The following is a 21,487-nucleotide window of genomic DNA, read 5'->3' as shown; positions in this document are numbered from 1 at the left end:
ACACCAGACATACCTCAGTTGTATGAATTTTATTTATAGTATTCTACTAATTAAAATCATTTTATTCATGATAATAAATCCGTTAAGCTGATTCAATGATTGTTTTAGCCAAATAAGGACAACGCCCAATGGAATTCCAACTTAGCGATAAAGCAAAAGACTACATCGCCCGTACCAAAGCTTTTATTGAAACCGAAATCGAACCGATTGAAGCAGAATTTTGGCAAGCCGCGCATAAGCTTAATCCCACAGGCGATTGGACGACTTGGCAATGGCCTGCCAAACTTGAAGAATTAAAAACCAAAGCCCGTGCGCAAAATTTATGGAATATGTTTTTGCCAGACCAGCAACTCGGTCAAGGATTAAGCGTGCAAGAATATGCCCATATTGCTGAGTTGTCTGGCAGAAGCCTCATTGCACCCCATGTCTTTAATTGTAATGCGCCAGATAGTGGCAATATGGAATTGATTTGGCGCTACGGTAACGATGCCCAAAAACAGCAATGGTTAACGCCGTTATTGGCAGGCGAGATTCGCTCCGTGTTTGGCATGACAGAGCCTGCAGTAGCCAGTAGTGATGCCACCAATATGCAAGCCACGGCGATTGTCGAAGGCGATGAAATTGTGCTCAACGGTCGCAAATGGTGGTCATCAGGTTTGGGCGATCCAAACGCTAAACTTATTATTTTTATGGCACACACCCCAGACGAGAGCAAAGATCGCCACCATCAGCACACCATGGTGTTGGTGCCAATTGATACCCAAGGCGTCAAGATTGAACGCATGCTCAAAGTGTTTAACGATTATGATGCACCGCATGGACATGGCGAAATGCGTTTTGACAACGTGCGTGTGCCGCTTAGCAATGTCATCGGCGGGGCAGGCGAGGGATTTGCGATTGCCCAAGGGCGCTTAGGGCCGGGTCGGATTCACCACTGTATGCGTTGTATTGGTGCTGCAGAAAAATCGCTGGAGCTTGCCATCGATCGCGGGCTAAGCCGTAGCGCATTTGGCAAATCGCTGCTTGATTTAGGGGGCAACCGTGAACGTATCGCTGACGCCCGTGTCAAAATTGACCAAGCGCGTCTGTTAACCCTGTATGCTGCCTATAAAATGGATAAACTCGGTACCAAAGCGGCGTTGACCGAAATCTCAGCGATTAAAGTGGTCGCCCCAACGGTATTACAAGAAGTCGTCGATATGGCGATTCAGCTGCATGGGGGGATGGGTGTGAGCCAAGATACGCTGTTGCCGATGTTTTTTAATCAAGCCCGTAGCCTACGCCTTGCCGATGGACCTGATGAAGTGCATAAAGGCATGATTGCCAAACTGGAAGTGAAAAAACGCCAACAAGCGACGACCAAATAACTACTAGATAACTAGCAAATAACTAATAGCTAGCTAACAAAAAAGGCGTAATGTCAGGTTACGTCATTTTGCTATTTGACCTAGTTAAAAATACAAGTTAAAAAACAAGATAAAAAACAAGGATGAAACTATGCTTGATACTGCGAACCCAGTACGCAAAGGCGAAGAGATTGACAGCAACGCGGTCACCGAGTATTTAATGAGCCAAGGCATCGCTTTGCAAGGTCAGCCAGAAGTCACCCAGTTTTCAGGGGGCGCATCCAACTGGACATACCGCCTAAAATATGCCAACCGTGATTTGATTTTACGCCGCCCACCCAAAGGTACCAAAGCCAAATCCGCCCATGATATGGCGCGTGAGTACAAAGTCCAAAAAGCGCTGCAATCACAATACCCACGCGTCCCCAATATGGTCGCCCTGTGTACCGATGACCGCGTGATTGGTTGCGATTTTTATGTCATGGATCGCATCGAGGGCATTATTCCCCGCGCCAATTTGCCAAAAGCGTTGACGTTAAGCGAACAGCAAGTCAGCGAGCTGTGCCGGCAGGTGGTCGATGCGTTGATTGATTTGCACAAGGTCGATTATACCCAAAACCCTGATTTGGTCGCACTTGGCAAAGGCGAAGGCTACTGCGAGCGTCAAGTCATGGGCTGGGATAAACGCTATGAGCAAGCCCGCACGCCTGATGTGCCTGATTTCGCCGATGTGCGTCAGTGGTTAAAAGACAACACCCCAAAAGATGTCAAAACTAGCGTGATTCATAATGACTGGCGTTTTGACAATGTGATTTTAGACCCAAACAATCCAACCAACATCATTGGCGTGCTCGACTGGGAAATGGCAACGATAGGCGATCCCTTAATGGATTTGGGCTGTGCGTTAGCTTACTGGATTCAAGCCGATGACAATGCGGTGATGAAAGCTACGCGCCGTCAGCCGACCAATCTACCAGGCATGATGACCCGTGCCGAAGTGGTCGAATATTACCTAAAAAAAACAGGCTTGAAAGTGGACAACTGGCGCTTTTACGAAGTGTTTGGTGTGTTTCGTTTGGCAGCGATTGCGCAGCAGATTTATTACCGTTATTATCATCAGCAGACGGATAATCCGGCGTTCAAAGATTTTGGCGTGATTGTCAATGCCTTGCACGAGCGCTGCGTCGAACTCATCAAAAAAAATAACAATAAATCATAGGGGCTTTCATGAAACTCATCAGCCTTGTCCGTCATGGGCAAGCGTCATTTGGCGCAGACAATTATGACCAACTGTCCCCAAAAGGTATCGCTCAGACCCAATGGCTTGGTGATAGTTTTCGCCAGTCAGGTCGGCAAGTGCACGCGCTGATGTCAGGCAGCATGGCGCGGCAAAAGGACAGTCTCAAACATTTTTTAAGCCATTATTATGTCACCCGTGAAGGTATCGAACTGACCGAAATCACCCACCATGTGCAAAACATAGCAAATCCCAGTTTGACCATGCCGCTATTGTTGGGTGAAGATAGCAGTTTTAATGAGTTTAATCATGAGCAAATTCTTTATAAAGCTGGATTGCCATTTGCGGATAAAGCCAGTTTTATGGCGTATTTGTCCAGTCAAACACACCCTGAAATTAGCTTTACTGATATTTTTACCCAAGCCATGAGCCGTTGGCAAAGCGGTCAGTACGACAGCGATTATGATGAAAGTTGGCAACACTTTTTGCAGCGCACTTGGAACGGTTTTGAGCGTTTGATGGCGCAAACTGGCGAGCATGAACATGCGATGGTATTTACCTCAGGTGGCGTGATTGCCAGTATCATGCAGCAAGTGATGAAACTATCAGATGTCCAAGCTTTTGATTTGAATTGGCATATCGCCAACGCCAGTGTTCACCAATTTCGCGTGAGTGAGCAAGGTGTTTTTTTACAGACCTTTAATGAGTTTAGCTATCTGTACCAACAAGGTGAGCAGATGGTGACTTGGCGCTAAGGTTTAACTTATCAGTTTAACGTTTAAAAAAATTTAATAAATAATTAAGGAAGAAATAATGCAAACACTACCGGAATTACTGCAGCAAGTTCAAACCACAATGACGCCCCCGAACACTGACTTATCGCCTTTTATAGATAACCACGTGGGTAAGGGTAAAACCATTTTGATTACTGGCGCAAGCTCGGGGCTGGGGGCAGGCATGGCGACCCATTTTGCTCGCATGGGCTATAACCTGGCAATTTGTGCGCGCCGCACCGAACGCCTAGAACAACTCAAAGCCAACCTATTAGCCGATAGTCCGACGATTAAAGTCAGTGTCAAGGCACTCGATGTGACTGATTATGCGCAGGTTTTTAAAGTGTTTCATGAATTTGCCCAAGAGTTTGGCAAGCTTGATCGTATCATCATCAATGCAGGGGTCGGTGAGGGTCGCCGCATTGGCAAGGGTAATTTTGAAATTAATCGCAAAACTGCCGAAATCAATTTTATCTCAGGTCTTGCCCAGTGTGAAGCGGCGATGGAAATTTTTCGCGCCCAAAATAGCGGTCATTTGGTGGTTATCTCAAGCATGTCGGCGTTCCGTGGTCTGCCAAAACACATGTCAGTGTACGCAGCAAGTAAATCAGCGATTGCCCAGCTTGCTGAAGGGATTCGCGCCGATATGCTGCTCTCTGCGTTACCGATTAAAGTGTCAACGATATATCCAGGGTATATACGCACTGAGATTAATGAAGGCGCTAAACCGTTACCCTTTGAAGTGAGTGAAGAAATCGGCACCAAAGCATTGGCAATCGCGATTGAAGGCGAGCCTGATGAAGCATGTGTCCCTGAACAACCGTGGTCACTGATGAGTGATTGGATGAAAAACGCCCCACTGACATGGGTCAATGGTTTGGCATAAACCAAAAAGTCGTAAAAAACCCAAATGAGACTTTGCGCTGATTTGGGTTTTTTATTGTCTTCACATTGGGTGTCTTGATATAGGGCGTCCTAATATAGAGTATCTTAATATAGTGCATTGCCAGCCTGTATATTTGCTTTTGGCGACAGATTTGACATCACCGAGTAGAAGGCTATTATACAAAATAACGCGTGTAAAGGGTTAACCAGTATAAAGGGCTAAAGGGTGTCAGTCATCGTTAACCCTATCGCCATCCTTGTTTATCTTGTGTATTTAACGCCTATAATGATATTTGCAGTAGGCTAAACAAGGGTCGTAATGATAAAATCAGCGACTCTTTGATGAATTTTCTTTATTGTTACGATAACTGAGTGGTATAGGCAACCAAACGATGAAAAAACTTGAAAACGCGCTACAAAAAATTGATAAATACGGTCAGTTTGTGATGAAAAAACTGGTCAATCGACGCTCATTAGCAGAGCTACAAGGTATCGGTCAAGGCAAAACCGTATTGATTACCGGTGCCAGCTCAGGGATTGGCGCGATGATGGCACGCCGATTTGCTTATCTAGGCTATGATTTGGCAATTTGCGCCAGACGAGAAGAGCGATTAACTGCGTTAAAGCAAGACATTGAAAGCAAGTACCCTGTCAAAGTCTCTGTCAAAACTTTGGATGTGACCGATTATAATCAGATTTTTACGGTATTTGATAGCTTTGTGAGTGACTGCAAAACCCGAGGGAAAACGATTGATAAAATTATCGTCAATGCAGGGGTGGGTGATAGCCGCGTCATTGGTCATGGACGCTTTGAGACCAATCGCCATACCGCGGAAGTCAATTTTATCGCAGCGATTGCCCAGTGTGAGGCGGCGATGAAGATTTTTCGTCAGCAAAATAGCGGTCAGTTGGTGGTCATCTCAAGTATGTCAGCGGTGCGCGGTTTGCCCCGTCATCTTACCACTTATGCGGCTGCCAAAGCGGGACTGGCAAATTTAGCCGAAGGCATTCGCGCTGATATGATGCAGGAAAAACGTCCGATTACTGTCACCACGATTTATCCCGGTTATATCCGTACCGAGCTTAATATCGGTGCCAAGTATTTGCCGTTTGAAAGTACAGAAGAAGAGGGCGTCGAGGCGATTGTCGAAGCGATTGAAGCCAAAGTGAATGAAGCCTTTGTTCCGGCATGGCCTTGGCTGCCGATTGGGATTGGTATGAAAATATTGCCGCTCAGGGTGATGACTAAATTTTTATAAGCGCATGTTTAAAAAATTTTAAAGTCTCAGCATAATTAAAAACGCCTTGGCAGCTGATGGCTTGTCAAAGCGTTTTTGATATCGGTACCAGTCAACGTGCCGCCTAGTTGACTGGCTATTTGACCAATGGTATAAGTGCGCCATAGCCTGCCGCTTGCATGTCTGCCAAAGCGATAAATTGTAGCGCATCGCCATTGATGCAGTAGCGTAATCCGCCTTTATCCTTGGGACCATCATCAAACACATGCCCCAAATGTGAGTTGGCGATCCGCGAGCGCACTTCCGTTCGTGTCATGTTAAAACTGCTATCGGTTGAGGTGGTAATGACGTTTGCGCTAATGGGTTTGGTAAAACTCGGCCAGCCGCAACCCGAATCATATTTATCCGTAGATAAAAACAACGGCTCGCCACTGACGATATCCACATATAAACCTTTAGCAAACAAATGGTCGTATTGATGGCTAAAGGCGCGCTCTGTAGCTGCGTTTTGGGTGACGTCATACTGCGCTTGGGTCAACCGACTTTTTACATTTTTATCGTAGTTTTGATAGCGGGTAGGATTGAGCGCCTCGGTGACTGTCGTGGCAGGCGCTAAGGCTTTGATAACGGGGATTTTTTGATTGGCAAGGCTAATATCAATATGGCAGTAGCCATTGGGATTTTTGCTCAGATAATCTTGGTGATAATTTTCTGCGTCATAAAAATTCGCCAAGGGTTTATTTTCTACCACAATTTTTTGCGGATATTTTTTTGCCAAATCGGCAAGGGTTTTATCAATGATTGGCTTATCATTGGCATCGGTATAATAAATGCCGGTGCGGTATTGCGCCCCGCGGTCATTGCCTTGTTTGTTGATACTGGTCGGATCAATCACTCGCACGTAGTACGCCAAGAGGGTTGCAAGATTGGTTTTATCGATATCATAGATAACTTTGACGGTTTCTGCGTGTCCTGAGCCTGCTATCACCTGCTCATAGCTCGGGTTCGCGCTATTGCCATTGGCATAACCTGATATCACATCAACCACGCCATCCACGCGCTCCATATAGGCCTCTAGCCCCCAAAAACAGCCCCCCGCCAGATAGATAGTATGCGTGCGAATCGGGGTTTTACCATCTGCTTGATAATACACACCGTTATGGTTAATCGGAGCTAAGGCTTTGATGCTAGCGGCTTGCTTGCTAGCTTGGTTATTAGCCTGCTCATCAGCTTGGTCAGACTGGCTAGGCGGATTTTTTGCTTCATTCATGGCTTTGAGTTCTGCAAAGTCGTTGCTGGCATTGTCTGATAAGGCTTGGATTTGTGTTGGGGTAAGATTGCCTTTGACCAGTTTTAATAAATTACCTTGTTTATCCAAAATCGCAAAACTCGGATAGACTTGCACGCCAAATTGTTTAATCAGCTTGCCATTGTTATCCATAAGCACCGGTAGGTTAGCATAGTCTTTGGCAAGCACTGTGTACCAAGTTTGAAAATCTTGGGGGGATTTTTCACTCAAATGACCTGGACTGACCACGCTGATGACATTCATATTGGGATACTGCTTTGCCCATGCGTCGCTTTCTTGGAGCGTTGCCAAACACAGCGGGCACCAGCTTGCCCAAAACTTCACCACAGTTGGCTTGTTGGGGTCAATCACATGACGACCCATTTTGCCTAATTTTGGGTTGATTTGGCTCAAACCTTGTAAGGTTGCTAACGTATCAGTCGGCAATACATCCGCTTTGCTAGCAGCACGCGCAGAGCCAGCGTTTTCTTTGGCATTCATTTTTTGACAACCCAGCAACAGCAGGCTGCTGATTAATAGGGTAATGGTTAAATTCTTAGCACTTTGAGGAAAATTGACCATGGTACATTTCTCATCTATTTGTAAAGCGTCAAAGATAGCTGTGAGTTGGCACTCAAATAAATTTTTAATTACAAACATAAAGTGAGCCTTTATCTGATTGTAACTGAATCAGCAAATAAGCACACTTTAAAGTTTTAAAAATTAACATTAAAAAAATTATGCCATCATCCATAGGGTTTAAGGAGAAAACTTCTAGTGTATCGATGGTTATCCTAGCATTGACTAGCCATTGATTTACTTTTGACATGTTAATTCGGTCAAAGTTCGCTCAAAGTGCGGCTGCTTCATGCTAAAATCTTGTTTTATGGTTCGTCAAAAGTTTGTCCATGCATCAAGCCATCAAGAACGTCGCAAAAGCCCCCATGATTGCTCGCTATACCTGGTTAGCTATTATGGTCGCCGCCATGATTTGTGCCGACCAATGGGGCGTTGCCAAACAGCAAATCAATCATCTGCTCACGATTACCATTATGTATGGGGTCAGCGTTGAGCTGATTAAACGCCTATTGGCTATTCGACAATTTAACCCCCAACACTCTTGGGTCACATTGGCGGGATTTATCGGGGATTTACTGGCGTGGTCAGCCTTTATTTATTATTCAGGTGGGGCAGCCAATCCGTTGATTACTTTGTTTTTAACGGTGATTGCCGTGGCGTCTATGGTGATGCGCACCGTGCACATCATCGGCTTGTCGATGCTGTCAGTTGGGCTGTACACGCTGTTATGGTATTGTTATGTGCCGCTGACCCTGAGCCACCATGATCATGCAGTGGGTCAAAAACTCCATTTACTGGGTATGTTTGGGGTTTTTATTTTTGCCGCCATCATGTTAACTGCCTTAACGGTTTATTTTAAACAAGCGATGAGCCGCAGTTATCAGGCACTTGAGCAAGCGCAGCAAGCCATTCACCAACAACGTCGGTTGCTTGCCATCAGTAGTCTTGCTGCCAATATCGCCCATGAGATGAGCACACCGATTGCGTCGATGCAATTACTAAGCGATGACATTGCCCAGCAATTAGATGAAGACGATGAATTATTGGATGACATAAAACTGTTACAGTCACAAATCGACGTCTGCCGCCAATCGCTGCACAAGCTCAAATCCCATATCCAATCCAATGCGCTGCCGCCAGCGCAATCTGAGCCATTGGCATGGGTAACGTCATCAAATTTACAAACGCTACTCCCCAAAGTCGTCAATGATTGGCGATTTATCAACCCCCATGTTGAAGTAGCACTCAATGTACCACCACAACCGATCGCTGTCCCCTTGAGTGAAGAACAGCTGTATTCTATTGTGATGAATATGCTCAATAATGCCATGCAGGCACAAGCCACAAGGCTTGCTATTAGCGTACAGCTTGCTCAAAACGTGATGATTATAATTGAAGACAACGGCCAGGGTATCGACAGTAGCATGGTACAGCGTATTCAACACCAAACCGCCATCGAATCTGATCATGGCTTAGGGCTTGGCTTGACGATTGCCAAAACGGTTATAGAATATGTTGGCGGACACCTTGAAATGACCAATAAGCAAAATTCACCCATGCAAAAAAGGTTAAATGATTCAGGCACGTGCGTAAAGATAACGTTACCAGTAATTCATGCGCCCGCCAGTTTGTTTTAGGAGACTAGGTTGCAACACCCACCCCTGTTAGCAGAGACATGGCTTATCATTGATGATGATGAGGTGTTTTGCCGTATTTTAAAAAAGTCGTTGGAAAAGCAGGGCAATCAGGTATTGACTGCCAGCAATGCCGATAGCGCGCTACAACTGGCAAAGAAGCAGTTACCCAAGTTTATTATATTGGATCTCAACATCGGTGATGACAACGGCATTCATCTGATTAAGCCATTACTCGCTATTATGCCCAACGCCAAAATTCTAATGCTTACTGGCTATGCCAGCATTGCTACCGCTGTCAGTGCTGTCAAAATGGGCGCGTATCATTATTTGCCTAAGCCTTGTAGTCTGGATGAAATCTATAAAGTATTGGACATCGTAGTAGCCCCTACAAAGTCACTAAGTAGTGCCACAGATGAACGTTTGTCACTTGAACATCACGAATGGGAATACATCCACCAAGTATTAGATGAATGCCAAGGCAATATCAGTGAAGCCGCGAGGGTACTAAAAATGCACCGCCGCACACTACAGCGTAAACTACAAAAAAAACGTAAAGTGGATGCGCAATAAGCTTTTTTAACCGCACACAGCAGCCCACAAATTGTCAGCCGAGTCAGCCAAATAATTGGGTAAGCAAAATACACAAAAAAAGCGCTTATAATAAAATAAGCGCTTTTTTGATATCTATTTTTTTGGTGTCTAGGCAAATGGTTAATCAATCAATGCAGCGTTATTCACGCAGTCACGTTATCAGACCATTTACGATAGTAGGCTTAGCTAACCTTAGATAGCAATGATATTGCTAGCTTGGTCGCCTTTTTGACCTTGGGTCACAACGAAAGATACGCGTTGACCTTCGCTCAATGTTTTGAAACCTGAGCTTGCGATTTGGCTATAATGTGCGAAAACGTCTTTGCCGCCATTGTCTTGTTCGATAAAGCCAAAGCCTTTTGATTCGTTAAACCATTTTACGGTGCCGTTTACAGTATTTGACATAGGATTGTCCTTGATTAGATAGATTTTAAAAGTGGTCATCTGACCCTAAAGCTGGAACTAAGCCACAACACGATTCTATTCAGTATGAAAGAATTGCGGCAGTTTTGATACACGATTGACTTAAAATCTAGGACACAAGCGTAATGGAAACGAACTTAGAATAGACTTAATGTAATGCGATTGAAACTTCTGACTGCTTTCTAGCTGTCGTCCAGTATATAGTAATACCGGCAGATAGCAAGGAATATCACAATAGTTTTGTAAGTGAACTGTGTTAAACCCAATTTTTATACCTTTATTTAAGCCAAAGGCTGATTTTGATTTGAGCCAAAGGCTGGTTTTCATTTAAGCTGAAGGCTGATTCTCTAAGCGCCTTAAAAAATGGGCAAACCCTTCCTCAGCGCGGGCGTCAAGGCGACTGCTAGTCACCACGCGTACCAAATTACTCCAAATAATGGGTAAATTGGCTTGCTCAAATTTTTTCACCAAACCAACATCTTCATGGCAAGTTAGTTCATCAAAACCACCCACCGCCAAATAATCTTGACTGGCAAAGCTCAAATTTGCCCCATGAATATGGCGATGATTCATACAATCTTGATAATGGGCGAGGTATTGCTGTTTGGTACGCTCTGACAACGCATCCCAACAATCGATACTCACTACGCCACATATCATAGCTGTGGGCATAGTTGTATATTTGGCTTCCAAGTGTTTGATTTGCGCCATTAACCAATCAGCTTCCACCATACTATCGGCATCGGTGCAAGCAATCCAATCAGCCCCCTGTTCAATCAAGTAGCGCACGCCCAAATCCCTAACTTTACCCACACAGCGAAACTCACAGCGAAGCCAGTCTACGTGGGCGTTTTGTACTTTTGATAAGGTAGCATCATCACAGCTATCTAGCACGACCACCGTTTGTACCGCTATGTCGCTTGATAGCTGAGCAATCGCCTGTTTAATCGCATTCAAACACGCGCTGATGCTATCGGCTTCATTATGAGCAGGGATGACTATGCCGATTTTTTGGGGTCGCCGCTGTGAGGCTGGAGTATTTGCCATGATGCTTTTCTCAGTTATTCCACTAGATTTTCTTGCTTGGCAACGCTTTGGTGATTGGCTTGCCAAATGGTCAACAAAAAATCTTGGTCAATCACATGACTTTGCTGACGGTAGTGAAGCTGTTGTTGCAAACTGTCGTGGACTGTTTCGCCTGTCAGTTGAAACCCGTCAATCGGATAGCGCCAATGACAGGCTAAAATCACGCCATTGTCGGTTAATGCGGTGTTGAGCCAAGCGATGACTTCGGTCAGTGCATCAGGCGCCAAGTAGTATAAAATCTCACTGACTACAATCAAATCAAATCGCTCACTGGGCAAATCCTGCGGTATCAAGCCTTGCATCACCTGCACATGCGCCTTTTTTTGCAGACGCTCACTGGCAAGTTTGACTGCCTCAAGTTGCCCATCCACACACCTCAAATAATCGCAGCGCTGGGCTAACTGCTCACTAAATACACCATTGCTACAGCCCAGTTCAATCGCCTTGGCAAAATGCGGATAGGGCAATAATGACAAGCAAATCGCGCGTTTTCGCACTTCATACCAGCGTTTTTCATATTGCCAAGGGTCGCTACTATCGGCATAAATTTGGGCAAAATACGCTGACACATCAGTCATGAAGATATACCTCAAACGGTTGGCTAAGCCTAGTTAATGTGGTGTCGGACAAAATAGGCGCTGTTCCTGTTGTTGGGTCAGCATAGATTTGACTGCTAAAACAGCGCATGGCATAACTTTTTCGCTGCGCCTGCAATTCGCTTAAATCAAATCGCCATGCCTTGCGCCAAGGAATACGGCTATCGCCAGGCTTTGCCCAATGCCATGCCCAAATAAGCACTTGATAGCAGGTCAAATTTAAGCGACTTTTAAATTCATGGGCAAAACGCTGTACCACTTGCCCAGTGCCCTCATGGTCGGGATGACCATCGTACGCAAATGTGGTGATTAAAATATCAGCGGGCTGAATCAGCGATGTTAACTTATCAAAAAAATCCACTTGTCGCCCGAAAACTTCGCCATCAGGAAAATTCAAGCTCGTCATCGACACATTGGGCAAATCCAAACTGCTATCTAGCGTTTCAAGCGCAAGCTGGCTTTCAAGTGCTCGGATTTTTGCCAGTTTGTCGGTCGGATACAGCGGTGAGCTAGGGTGGCTTTTCTCGCCGTGGGTGACACTAACAATCAATATTTGATTGCCTTGAGCCACCAACGCTTGCAGCAGCCCACCACAGCCCAAAATCTCATCATCTGGGTGCGGCGCAAAAATACACACACGCCGATGTTTGGGAAAATGGGTCAATATATCCAGTCTGGTGAGACTGTCTAACCCTTGCCAAGCTTGCCAGTCTTGTGCAGATGTGCCGTTGCCAGCAATTAAACGGTCACCCACAATCGGATGCAGTGGGGCGTGCTTAGAATCTACAGTTGCCATACTCCCCCTTGTGAATCGCCTAACTGTTCGGCAGTCAATTTGCCAATCGCTTCACTGTCAAATGCGCCATGGGTTTGACGGATAAATACCGATAAATCTGCCGCTAGCCGTGCAAAATGGGCATTTTTGCAATAAGGCGTTGCGCCCAAAGCTTTACCAACTTTTTCAAGCACTAGCATGGCGGTAGTCTCAACTTGCGCTCTTAAGATACGGATGGGGAGTGCATGACTTTGGCTAGGCTCACTGTCGATTAATTGCGCAACCTGATGAAAGTACGCTTGGGTGACACTGAGTGCTTGCGACACTTCGCCAAGATAAAGCGCTTTAAAGGCTTGGGGTTTTTGCTGATAATTATCCAATAAAAACTGTGCCAACTGCGCTGCCGCGCCATACCAACAAGCCGCTACCCCTGCTGCACCCTGCCAAAATCCTGGGCGGTCGAGATAAGGGCTGCTACCTTTGGCAATCGCATTTGATATGACTGGGGTGGCATTAGCGCCTTTTAGATGGAGCGTGGCTGTCGCCGTGTAGGGCATACCAACCGCATACCAGCCGCTGTCATCAATGGTCACTTGCGGTTGGTTCATGGCGACCATCAGTAATTGGGCGTTATTTTGGGCATCTCGGAAACTAACCAAGCCATGATCGACAAAGGTCGCACCCGAACACCACAGTTTTTGACCCGTGCATGTTTCGCCATCAAAACGCAGTGGGTCATTACCGCCTTCTGCTGCCCATACGGCCCATAGGCCTTCAGCGATATCGTCCACGCCCAATTCTGCCAAAATCGCCAATGCATCAAGATGCGACTCAAAAAATTTGACCAAGTTCAAATCACAAGCGGCAACCTGTGCCAATACTTGCCAGCGCTGTAAAGTATTACCGTTTGCGGGCAAGGCAATTTGAGTGGACAAAAGCACCAACTGCGACAAAGTTTGCTTTAATTGTGTGACATACTCGGCATCACTTAGTTTAGGTGATGTATCAACCGTTCTGCGAAAGTCTTGCAAAATAGCGGTGATTAATTTACTCAAGTCCGATTGGTGGTAGTCGGTAGGTAAAGCATGATCCAACACTGGTGTCATTTTGAATTTCTCATTGGCTGTTTTATTATCTGTTTTATGGTCTGTTACATTGTTTATTTTATTGTCTCTTTCATTGAGTTATGGAGTTTTATCCATGTGGGTTAAATCTGCCAAAAAATGCGCTCGCCACGTGTCAATATCGGTCTCATAGATGCCATTTAGTAGCGATTGGTGACGTTGTTCCCGTTGTTGTTTGGTCATGGTCAATGCTTGGTATAAGCCCTCTATCATGCTGTCGTTGTTCGTAGGGTCTACCAAGATAGCTTGCTGAAGTTGGTGCGCTGCCCCCGCATTTTTAGACAAAATCAAAATCCCTGCGTTTTGTTCATCCTGTGCGGCAATATATTCTTTTGCCACCAAATTCATGCCGTCTTTTAGCGAGTTAACCCAACAAATTTGGCATTGCCTAAATAAAGGCATTAAATTGTCATGACTGACGGGGTCTTCTTGATAGATAATCGGTTGCCAACTGGCAGTAGCAAATTGGCTATTAATTTGCTCAACGAGGGTGTGCACTTGTTGTCGTAACTGTTGATAAGTCTGAATATCAAGACGGGACGGGCAAGCAATTTGATAGAGCTGAATCCGTTCAAGATATTGCGGATAACGCTGCAAAAAGGCGGCAAAAGCTTGTAAGCGTTCGGGAATGCCTTTGGTGTAATCCAGTCGTTCCACCGCTAAAATTGTGGTGATGGTTGAACTGAGATTTTTTAATACAGCTTGGTCAGACAGCGGTTGACTGGCAAGCTTATGAATATAGACAGGATTGATACCAATCGGATAGGCTTGTATTAAGGTGGTATGATTGCCATGGGTAATCAGTGTACGCCCATTTGTTTGAGTAATCTGGATGGCGTGGGAGAGTAGCTGCTCAATCACCGCGACACAATTTTGAGCGTCTTGTTGGGTTTGTAATCCAACCACATCATAATCGAGTAATTGATGGATTAAAGTTTGACCATAAGTCAAAAAATCCCACACCCATAACTGGGGAAACGGAATATGCAAAAAAAAGCCAATGCGCTGTTTCATGCCTAAGTCTCGGCAATGCCTTGCTACCGCAAAAAAATGATAATCTTGTATCCAAATCATATCGTCAGGCTGCGCAATTTGCTGTAGCTGTTTGGCAAACATACGATTGACAGCTTGATAAACGCTAAAATCTTCACTACTTGATACAATCAAATCCGTGCGGTCATGCATCCCCGCCCAAAGTCGATTATTGGCGTAACCACAATAATATTTTTCATATTGCATGGGTGAAAAAGCCGTCGTGACATAGGTGACTTTATCATGCTGCTCAGTCGCAAATTGATTGACGGTATCAGGCATATCGCTGATATTTGTCACTACTTGACCGTTCCAACCGACCCAAATACCGCCATCTTTGGCGAGGGCTTCTTGAAGCGCTACTGCCAGCCCCCCTGCCACAGCTTTAGGTGACTGTTTATTAGGTAAATTAACCCGATTCGATAACACAATCAACTTTGACATAGGGTCAATAATCCTTGAAGTAACGCGGTAACCGCTGAGACATCGCTCACATAATAATGGGCATGGGTAGGTTCATAACCGACTTTGACACCAATTCCTTTGATATCACTACCTTTCTTATTTGATGTATCACCATAACTTTGTACAGCAATAAATCCTGCTTCATCGGTCACATCATCACCGATAAATATTGGACGGCAATGAGGGTGATAGTGGTTTAAAACATGGTTAATGGCACTGCCTTTATCGACCCCTTGCGGCAATAACTCATACACACATTTGCCCGCTTTAAGTTGCCAATCATTAAAATCATGCCCAATAGCTTGCATGATAGTTAAAGCGCTATCGGCAAGTTCGGGATGCTCACGAAAATGCAGTGCCACACCAAAAGGTTTTTGCTCAATTCGCCAGTGTGGACGATCACCAGTGGCGTTAATGACGCTTTGGTTAATTTGTTCTAGCTGCGCTAAATCGATGTCCACCAAAGAATAGCTATCGATTAGAGTATCGCATTGCAAACCATGACTACCAATCACCGGCAGTTTTAACGGCGTTGTCAAACGTCTAGCATCAGCAACTGATCGCCCTGTTACCAGCCAAATGGGTAGATGCTTTTGTAATTGCGCTAAAATTGCTAAATTATCATTGCTGATAAAACTTTGCTGGGGATCGGGGTGAAATTCACTAAGTGTCCCATCAATATCTAATAATAGCAACAAATCAGAAACCCCTTGCACAACTTTGGCTAAATTATTAGCTAAAAGTTGTGAGGGGCTAGTGATAGAATGATTAATCATGGTATAAAGGTGACTAACACTCATCTTATATTTTTATCATTTTATCATTCTAATTTAATTATGATTAATCCATGATGAGATTAAATTACGGCGTCAAAATCACTTTTCGACACTCTTCTTCACGTTTTTCAAAGATTTCATAACCTTTTGCCGCATCCGATAAATTCATACGATGGGTAATAATCGCTTCAGGCGATAAATCCCCATTTTCAATATGTTCAAGCAGTTGTGGTAAGTATTTATGTACATGAGTTTGACCCATTTTAAAGGTTAATCCTTTGTCAAAGGCATCACCCATCAAGAAACCATGAATCGGACCTGCATACACCCCAGGAATACTGACTGTACCACCACGGCGCACCGCTGCCATACACTGACGTAATGCTGCGCCACTTGAGCCTTCAAGCTTAAGCGTCGTTAATACGGTTTCAACCACGCTACCTTTTGATTCAAAACCAACAGCATCAATCACCGCATCGACACCACGATGCCCCGCAGTTTGCTCAATAATGGCTTCTGCGGCATCAACTTTATCAAAATTGACAGGAATCGCGCCATACGTATCTTGTGCGTATTGCAGGCGATAGTCATTGTGGTCAACGATAAATATTTGTGTAGCACCTAACATTTTGGCGCAGGCAGCTGATAGCAAGCCCACAGGTCCTGCACCATAGATAGCCAAAGTCGAACCTTTGGTGACATTGGCATTCGTCACCGCCTGCCAAGCCGTCGGCAAAATATCTGATAAGAACAACACTTTTTCGTCAGGCAATGAACCTGGGACTTTGAAAGGGCCAAAATTGGCTTTTGGGACACGCACATATTCTGCTTGTCCGCCAGGCACACCGCCGTATAAATGACTAAAACCGAACAACGCCGAAGGTGGCGGAATAAGCTTTTTGTTCATCGCCGCGCCTGGACCCTCGTTGGTGGTCTCACAGGCTGCCATCAAATCATTTTGACAAAAAAAGCAGCTACCACAGGCAATTACAAAGGGTATTACCACGCGATCGCCTTTTTTTACCGCTGTGACGTCAGCGCCCACTTCTTCGACAACTCCCATAAATTCATGACCAAAAATATCGCCTTCTTCGGTCGCAGGGATTTTGCCACGGTATAAATGTAAGTCCGAGCCACAAATGGCGGTAGCGGTAACTTTTAAGATAATATCATCTTTGGCTTGTAATTGTGGGTCGGGAACATTGTCGACTCGAACATCTTTGGCACCGTGGTAGGTTAATGCACGCATGGGTATTACTCCTAGTTATTGTTTTGCTGTTATTGTTTTTTGACTGTTATTTCACCAAATAAAGCAGCGCCACTGAACTAATATGTTATGGGGCGTTATCATTTGACGTTTTGCAGAGTAACATGCGCCATGCATGGTTGTTGTCTATTCATGTAGTAGATAGGTTAATGTAATGTAAGTAATCTTAAAATAAACCATTGGAAATATTATATAATTTTAATAATTGTCCATAAAATTTTAGTATCAATTTTTAGCTATGACTTAAACTTTAGTTCGCGTAATTTTTTTAAAGATAATGGTCAAGGCGGCTGATAAAAAACCAAGGTGCTACTACGCTACTAATTTGCTAATAAAGTAAATGCATATCAGCCAACAACAAAAACTCAGTCAGTAAAACTGATTAGCTATATCCCTTTGAAAGTTATACGATAAGCCAAAATTTGTTGGTTTATGAATTTATCTACATTTTTATTGTCAATTTTTAATAGGTAACACGATGAATTCTACAAGCTATTGATCCAAGTGGGGGTTGAAAACAAATCTACATCCCATCATCAAGAAAATAACCATTGACAATTAAAAAATTTTAAAGGTGGATATTGAAACGATTTATCAAAACACCATATCAATTTTAGTTCAAAGCTAATTAGTTAAAAGCTAAAAGGAAAAATAATAATGCAATTTGATAAATTTACTAACGCCTTACAAAATGCGGTTCAGCAGGCACAAACGCTCGCTGTCACTCGTGATCATACCGCGATTGAGCCGATTCATTTGTTGTCAGTGCTACTCAATGAACCGAGTAATGCCAATGTGTATGAACAAGCAGGCGCAAACTTAAATCAGTTAAAAACAGACGTGCAACAATCGCTCAACAACCAAGCGGTGATTGGTACACCCACAGGTGATGTCAATCTCAGCCCAAATACGGTTAAGATTTTAAATCTAACCGAACGTCATGCGCAAAAAGCGGGCGATCAGTTTTTATCCACCGACTGGGTGCTAGTTGCCCTAGCAGAGACGGGTGACACCGCAAAACTGCTTGCAAAAGCAGGGGTCAATGAGCCAAAACTAAGACAAGTTATTAATTTTATTCGTGGGGGTGATAAAGTGGATACACAAAATAGCGAAGACCAACGTGATGCCTTAAACAAATATACCATCGATTTAACCGCACGTGCCGAATCGGGCAAACTTGACCCCGTGATTGGGCGTGATGACGAAATCCGCCGTACCATTCAAGTGTTGTCACGCCGTACCAAAAACAACCCTGTGCTTATTGGTGAGCCGGGTGTAGGTAAAACTGCGATTGTTGAAGGATTGGCACAAAAAATCGTAAACGGTGATGTGCCAGAAGGCTTGCGCAATAAACGTGTATTATCGCTTGATTTGGGGGCACTGATTGCGGGGGCAAAATTCCGTGGTGAGTTTGAAGAACGCCTAAAAGCGGTACTTAACGACTTAGCAAAAAGCGAAGGGCAAGTCATTTTATTCATTGATGAAATTCATACCATGGTCGGTGCGGGTAAAGCTGATGGCGCGATGGATGCGGGTAATATGCTCAAACCTGCTTTAGCGCGTGGTGAGCTGCATTGCGTGGGTGCGACTACCCTTGATGAATACCGCCAATATATCGAAAAAGATGCCGCCCTTGAGCGTCGTTTTCAAAAAGTATTGGTTGATGAGCCTACTGTGGAAGATACCATTGCCATTTTGCGTGGTCTAAAAGAGCGCTATGAACTGCATCACGGGGTCGATATCCAAGACAGTGCGATTATTGCCGCTGCTCGGATGAGTAACCGTTATATCACCGACCGTATGCTACCTGACAAAGCCATTGACTTGGTGGATGAAGCAGCTAGCCGTCTAAAAATGGAACTTGATAGTAAACCAGAAGCCTTGGGCAAACTAGACAGCCGTTTGATTCAGCTCAAAATGCAACGTGAAACGTTAAAGCATGAAGATGACGAAGGCGCGAAATCACAGCTAAAACTGCTCGACACCCAAATCAGCGAGCTTGAAAAAGAATACGCAGATTTAAATGAAATTTGGCAAGCAGAAAAAGCCCTCGTTAAAGGTAGCCAACAGCTCAAAGACGAGCTTGATAAAGCACGTATCGCCTATGAAAAAGCCCAGCGTGAAGGTGACTACGAGACCATGTCAAAACTGCAATACGAAACCATTCCACAACTGGAAAAACGTATTAAAGATTCTGACTTGGCTGAGCAAAAAGAGCAAGCAGGGGAAGCGCCAAGCGTCAAACTGCTACGTAACAAAGTCACCGAAAACGAAATCGCTGAAGTCGTTGCTGCTGCAACGGGCATCCCTGTGACCAAAATGATGCAAGGCGAACGTGAAAAAATGCTGCATATGGAAGAAAAACTACATGAGCGCGTAGTTGGTCAAGATGAAGCGGTACAAGCAGTCGCCAATGCGGTGCGCCGTAGTCGTGCAGGCTTGTCTGACCCTAATCGTCCTAGCGGTTCGTTCTTGTTCCTAGGTCCGACAGGCGTGGGTAAAACTGAATTGACCAAATCGTTGGCAAGTTTCTTGTTTGATGATGAAAATGCCATGATTCGTATTGATATGTCTGAATTTATGGAAAAACACAGTGTCAGCCGTCTTGTCGGCGCACCCCCAGGCTACGTGGGTTACGAAGAAGGTGGGGTATTGACCGAAGCCGTACGCCGCCGACCCTACAGTGTGGTATTGTTTGATGAAGTAGAAAAAGCGCATCCCGATGTGTTTAATATCCTACTGCAAGTGCTAGACGATGGTCGCTTGACCGACAGCCAAGGTCGCGTTGTGGACTTTAAAAACACCGTCATTATCATGACCTCAAACCTTGGGTCGCATAAAATCCAAGAGATGGCAGGCGATAGCTACGAAGAAATCAAAGCGGCAGTGATGAATTCAGTCAATCAGCACTTCCGCCCAGAGTTTGTTAACCGTATCGATGAAATCGTGGTATTCCATCCACTTGGGCAAGAGCAAATGGCAGGTATTGCAGATATTCAACTGTCACGCTTACGCAAACGTCTTCAAGAGCGCGACATGAATATTGTATTATCAGATGAAGCCATGAGCCAATTGGTCGCTGTGGGTTATGACCCTGTGTATGGTGCAAGACCGCTAAAACGCGCCATCCAGCAAGAAATCGAGAATCCGCTATCAGTCAAATTGCTATCGGGTGAATTTGTGGCGGGTGATACCATCAAAGTGGATGTCGATGCCCAAGATAAATTGACCTTTGATAAATTGCGTATGAGTTAATTTTCTTACCAAAAAAAACGGCTCTCACTCGAAAGCCGTTTTTTTTCGCCTATGTGTAGCAAATTACAGTATAATTCTGCCTAAATTTAAAATTTGAGGAAACAAAATGTCGATCAAATCCGACCGCTGGATACGCCAAATGGCACAAGAGCATGGCATGATTGAGCCATTTGAAGCAGGTCAAGTACGTGTGGGCGAACAAGGACAAAAATTGGTCAGCTACGGCACCTCAAGCTATGGTTATGATGTGCGCTGCGCGCGCGAATTTAAAGTGTTTACCAATGTACATTCTGCCATCGTTGACCCAAAAAACTTTGATGAGCGTAGCTTTATTGATATCGTGGGCGATGAATGTATCATCCCGCCCAACTCATTTGCCTTGGCTCGTACTGTCGAGTATTTTCGTATTCCCCGCGATGTATTGACCATTTGTTTGGGAAAATCTACCTATGCGCGCTGCGGTATTATTGTCAATGTCACGCCGCTTGAGCCAGAATGGGAAGGGCATGTGACGCTTGAATTTAGTAATACCACCAACTTACCGGCGCGTATCTATGCCGGCGAGGGCGTGGCGCAAATGCTATTTTTCCAAAGTGATGCCGATGATGTGTGCGAAACTTCCTACAAAGACCGTGGTGGTAAATACCAAGGTCAAATGGGCGTGACCTTACCCAAAGCTTAAACGGCAAGCAGTAATATAGACCCACTTCGGTGGGTTTTATATTTTATGGCGATAAATTGTTAAATGCTCAAATTTTACACGAGCTTACAACTGCTTTAAGCTTTCTATTTTTGAATATGTCATACTAACGATGCGCTATCGCTATCGTTTTAAAAAAATAATACCCCACATAAGAAGGATAACATCATGATTGAACTAAGTAATAACTATGTCGCGCTAAATTTGGCAAAATTCATCTATGAAGAAGAAGCCAAACTCACGCCAAATAAACACAAGCAAGAAAGTGATATCAAAGAATATATTTTTGAATTATATGAAGAGTGTGTTGCTGTCGTTGAAGAAAACGACTCAGCGGATTATGAATATGAAGACTTTGATTTTGATGAAAATGAATCGTTAGCAGATGACGATGACGATATGCTTCGCTAACAT

General features: G+C 44.5%; 19 protein-coding genes. 10 read left to right on the top strand and 9 right to left on the bottom strand.

The window, feature by feature from the left end:
* The first annotated feature begins 128 nt into the window (after positions 1–128).
* From RT034_RS01790 to RT034_RS01770, 5 genes are all read left to right on the top strand, one after another.
* Positions 129–1,367, top strand: a complete 1,239-nt coding sequence (locus tag RT034_RS01790) for an acyl-CoA dehydrogenase family protein (RefSeq protein ID WP_313012911.1) — start codon at positions 129–131, stop codon at positions 1,365–1,367.
* A gap of 130 nt (positions 1,368–1,497) precedes the next feature.
* A complete protein-coding gene (locus RT034_RS01785; protein WP_313012910.1) occupies positions 1,498–2,565 on the top strand; it encodes a phosphotransferase family protein in 1,068 nt (355 codons plus the stop codon).
* Between the two features lie 8 nt (positions 2,566–2,573).
* Complete coding sequence (locus RT034_RS01780) at positions 2,574–3,338, top strand: histidine phosphatase family protein (protein ID WP_313012907.1); 765 nt, start codon at positions 2,574–2,576, stop codon at positions 3,336–3,338.
* A 100-nt stretch (positions 3,339–3,438) separates the two neighbouring features.
* On the top strand, positions 3,439–4,242 hold the full coding sequence (locus tag RT034_RS01775) for an SDR family oxidoreductase (protein ID WP_313013325.1): 804 nt from the start codon (positions 3,439–3,441) through the stop codon (positions 4,240–4,242).
* 445 nt (positions 4,243–4,687) lie between these two features.
* On the top strand, positions 4,688–5,500 hold the full coding sequence (locus RT034_RS01770; RefSeq protein WP_313013321.1) for an SDR family oxidoreductase: 813 nt from the start codon (positions 4,688–4,690) through the stop codon (positions 5,498–5,500).
* Positions 5,501–5,615: 115 nt separating this feature from the next.
* On the opposite strand, the gene msrAB is transcribed toward RT034_RS01770, so the two are convergent.
* Entirely contained in the window at positions 5,616–7,349 is a 1,734-nt protein-coding gene (gene msrAB, locus RT034_RS01765; RefSeq protein WP_313012905.1) for a bifunctional peptide-methionine (S)-S-oxide reductase MsrA/peptide-methionine (R)-S-oxide reductase MsrB, read from the bottom strand.
* Positions 7,350–7,675: 326 nt separating this feature from the next.
* Here msrAB and RT034_RS01760 point away from each other — a divergent pair, with 326 nt between their 5' ends.
* Both RT034_RS01760 and RT034_RS01755 read left to right on the top strand, forming a co-directional pair.
* Positions 7,676–8,983: a sensor histidine kinase gene (locus tag RT034_RS01760; protein WP_313012901.1), complete on the top strand. Its 1,308-nt coding sequence runs from the start codon at positions 7,676–7,678 to the stop codon at positions 8,981–8,983.
* Between the two features lie 9 nt (positions 8,984–8,992).
* Positions 8,993–9,553, top strand: coding sequence for a response regulator transcription factor (locus RT034_RS01755; RefSeq protein WP_313012898.1), 561 nt, complete (start codon positions 8,993–8,995; stop codon positions 9,551–9,553).
* A 213-nt stretch (positions 9,554–9,766) separates the two neighbouring features.
* Here the strand turns inward: RT034_RS01755 and RT034_RS01750 are convergent, their stop codons facing one another.
* The 8 genes from RT034_RS01750 to RT034_RS01715 form a co-directional block, all read right to left on the bottom strand.
* Positions 9,767–9,979, bottom strand: a complete 213-nt coding sequence (locus RT034_RS01750; RefSeq protein WP_313012896.1) for a cold-shock protein — start codon at positions 9,977–9,979, stop codon at positions 9,767–9,769.
* Positions 9,980–10,324: 345 nt separating this feature from the next.
* A complete protein-coding gene (locus tag RT034_RS01745) occupies positions 10,325–11,044 on the bottom strand; it encodes a glycosyltransferase family 2 protein (RefSeq protein WP_313012894.1) in 720 nt (239 codons plus the stop codon).
* 14 nt (positions 11,045–11,058) lie between these two features.
* Entirely contained in the window at positions 11,059–11,661 is a 603-nt protein-coding gene (locus tag RT034_RS01740) for a class I SAM-dependent DNA methyltransferase (RefSeq protein WP_313012892.1), read from the bottom strand.
* A complete protein-coding gene (locus RT034_RS01735) occupies positions 11,654–12,475 on the bottom strand; it encodes a PIG-L deacetylase family protein (RefSeq protein WP_313012889.1) in 822 nt (273 codons plus the stop codon). Before RT034_RS01735 ends, RT034_RS01740 begins: the two co-directional genes overlap by 8 nt.
* Entirely contained in the window at positions 12,463–13,560 is a 1,098-nt protein-coding gene (locus RT034_RS01730) for an acyl-CoA dehydrogenase (RefSeq protein ID WP_313012888.1), read from the bottom strand. The genes RT034_RS01735 and RT034_RS01730 overlap by 13 nt, the downstream gene beginning before the upstream one ends.
* 78 nt (positions 13,561–13,638) lie before the next feature.
* The gene (locus RT034_RS01725; RefSeq protein ID WP_313012887.1) at positions 13,639–15,054 is read right to left on the bottom strand and encodes an alpha,alpha-trehalose-phosphate synthase (UDP-forming); all 1,416 of its coding nucleotides are present in this window, start codon (positions 15,052–15,054) and stop codon (positions 13,639–13,641) included.
* Positions 15,042–15,875, bottom strand: coding sequence for a trehalose-phosphatase (gene otsB, locus RT034_RS01720; RefSeq protein WP_313012885.1), 834 nt, complete (start codon positions 15,873–15,875; stop codon positions 15,042–15,044). Before otsB ends, RT034_RS01725 begins: the two co-directional genes overlap by 13 nt.
* 61 nt (positions 15,876–15,936) lie before the next feature.
* A complete protein-coding gene (locus tag RT034_RS01715; protein WP_313012884.1) occupies positions 15,937–17,100 on the bottom strand; it encodes a zinc-dependent alcohol dehydrogenase in 1,164 nt (387 codons plus the stop codon).
* A gap of 675 nt (positions 17,101–17,775) precedes the next feature.
* On the opposite strand from RT034_RS01715, the gene clpB reads away from it, so the two are divergent.
* From clpB to RT034_RS01700, 3 genes are all read left to right on the top strand, one after another.
* Entirely contained in the window at positions 17,776–20,373 is a 2,598-nt protein-coding gene (clpB, locus tag RT034_RS01710) for an ATP-dependent chaperone ClpB (RefSeq protein WP_313012883.1), read from the top strand.
* A 106-nt stretch (positions 20,374–20,479) separates the two neighbouring features.
* On the top strand, positions 20,480–21,055 hold the full coding sequence (gene dcd, locus RT034_RS01705; protein ID WP_007116249.1) for a dCTP deaminase: 576 nt from the start codon (positions 20,480–20,482) through the stop codon (positions 21,053–21,055).
* Positions 21,056–21,241: 186 nt separating this feature from the next.
* On the top strand, positions 21,242–21,484 hold the full coding sequence (locus RT034_RS01700) for a hypothetical protein (RefSeq protein ID WP_313012881.1): 243 nt from the start codon (positions 21,242–21,244) through the stop codon (positions 21,482–21,484).
* Positions 21,485–21,487 lie beyond the last annotated feature (3 nt).

This window comes from Moraxella sp. CTOTU48841 (assembly GCF_032061225.1).
GTDB lineage: Bacteria > Pseudomonadota > Gammaproteobacteria > Pseudomonadales > Moraxellaceae > Faucicola > Faucicola cinerea.
The sequence above is the reverse complement of the archived record's forward strand: the minus strand, read 5'-3'. Positions and strand labels throughout refer to the sequence as shown.

Bases quoted from the DNA above. Each gene is read 5' to 3' on its own strand.
- RT034_RS01785 (WP_313012910.1), top strand. From the start codon at position 1,498: ATGCTTGATACTGCGAACCCAGTACGCAAAGGCGAAGAGATTGACAGC.
- msrAB (WP_313012905.1), bottom strand. From the start codon at position 7,349: ATGGTCAATTTTCCTCAAAGTGCTAAGAATTTAACCATTACCCTATTA.
- RT034_RS01730 (WP_313012888.1), bottom strand. From the start codon at position 13,560: ATGACACCAGTGTTGGATCATGCTTTACCTACCGACTACCACCAATCG.
- RT034_RS01775 (WP_313013325.1), top strand. From the start codon at position 3,439: ATGACGCCCCCGAACACTGACTTATCGCCTTTTATAGATAACCACGTG.
- RT034_RS01780 (WP_313012907.1), top strand. From the start codon at position 2,574: ATGAAACTCATCAGCCTTGTCCGTCATGGGCAAGCGTCATTTGGCGCA.
- RT034_RS01760 (WP_313012901.1), top strand. From the start codon at position 7,676: ATGCATCAAGCCATCAAGAACGTCGCAAAAGCCCCCATGATTGCTCGC.
- RT034_RS01715 (WP_313012884.1), bottom strand. From the start codon at position 17,100: ATGCGTGCATTAACCTACCACGGTGCCAAAGATGTTCGAGTCGACAAT.
- RT034_RS01700 (WP_313012881.1), top strand. From the start codon at position 21,242: ATGATTGAACTAAGTAATAACTATGTCGCGCTAAATTTGGCAAAATTC.
- RT034_RS01740 (WP_313012892.1), bottom strand. From the start codon at position 11,661: ATGACTGATGTGTCAGCGTATTTTGCCCAAATTTATGCCGATAGTAGC.
- RT034_RS01790 (WP_313012911.1), top strand. From the start codon at position 129: ATGGAATTCCAACTTAGCGATAAAGCAAAAGACTACATCGCCCGTACC.
- RT034_RS01725 (WP_313012887.1), bottom strand. From the start codon at position 15,054: ATGTCAAAGTTGATTGTGTTATCGAATCGGGTTAATTTACCTAATAAA.
- otsB (WP_313012885.1), bottom strand. From the start codon at position 15,875: ATGAGTGTTAGTCACCTTTATACCATGATTAATCATTCTATCACTAGC.
- RT034_RS01745 (WP_313012894.1), bottom strand. From the start codon at position 11,044: ATGGCAAATACTCCAGCCTCACAGCGGCGACCCCAAAAAATCGGCATA.
- RT034_RS01735 (WP_313012889.1), bottom strand. From the start codon at position 12,475: ATGGCAACTGTAGATTCTAAGCACGCCCCACTGCATCCGATTGTGGGT.
- RT034_RS01750 (WP_313012896.1), bottom strand. From the start codon at position 9,979: ATGTCAAATACTGTAAACGGCACCGTAAAATGGTTTAACGAATCAAAA.
- RT034_RS01770 (WP_313013321.1), top strand. From the start codon at position 4,688: ATGAAAAAACTGGTCAATCGACGCTCATTAGCAGAGCTACAAGGTATC.
- dcd (WP_007116249.1), top strand. From the start codon at position 20,480: ATGTCGATCAAATCCGACCGCTGGATACGCCAAATGGCACAAGAGCAT.
- clpB (WP_313012883.1), top strand. From the start codon at position 17,776: ATGCAATTTGATAAATTTACTAACGCCTTACAAAATGCGGTTCAGCAG.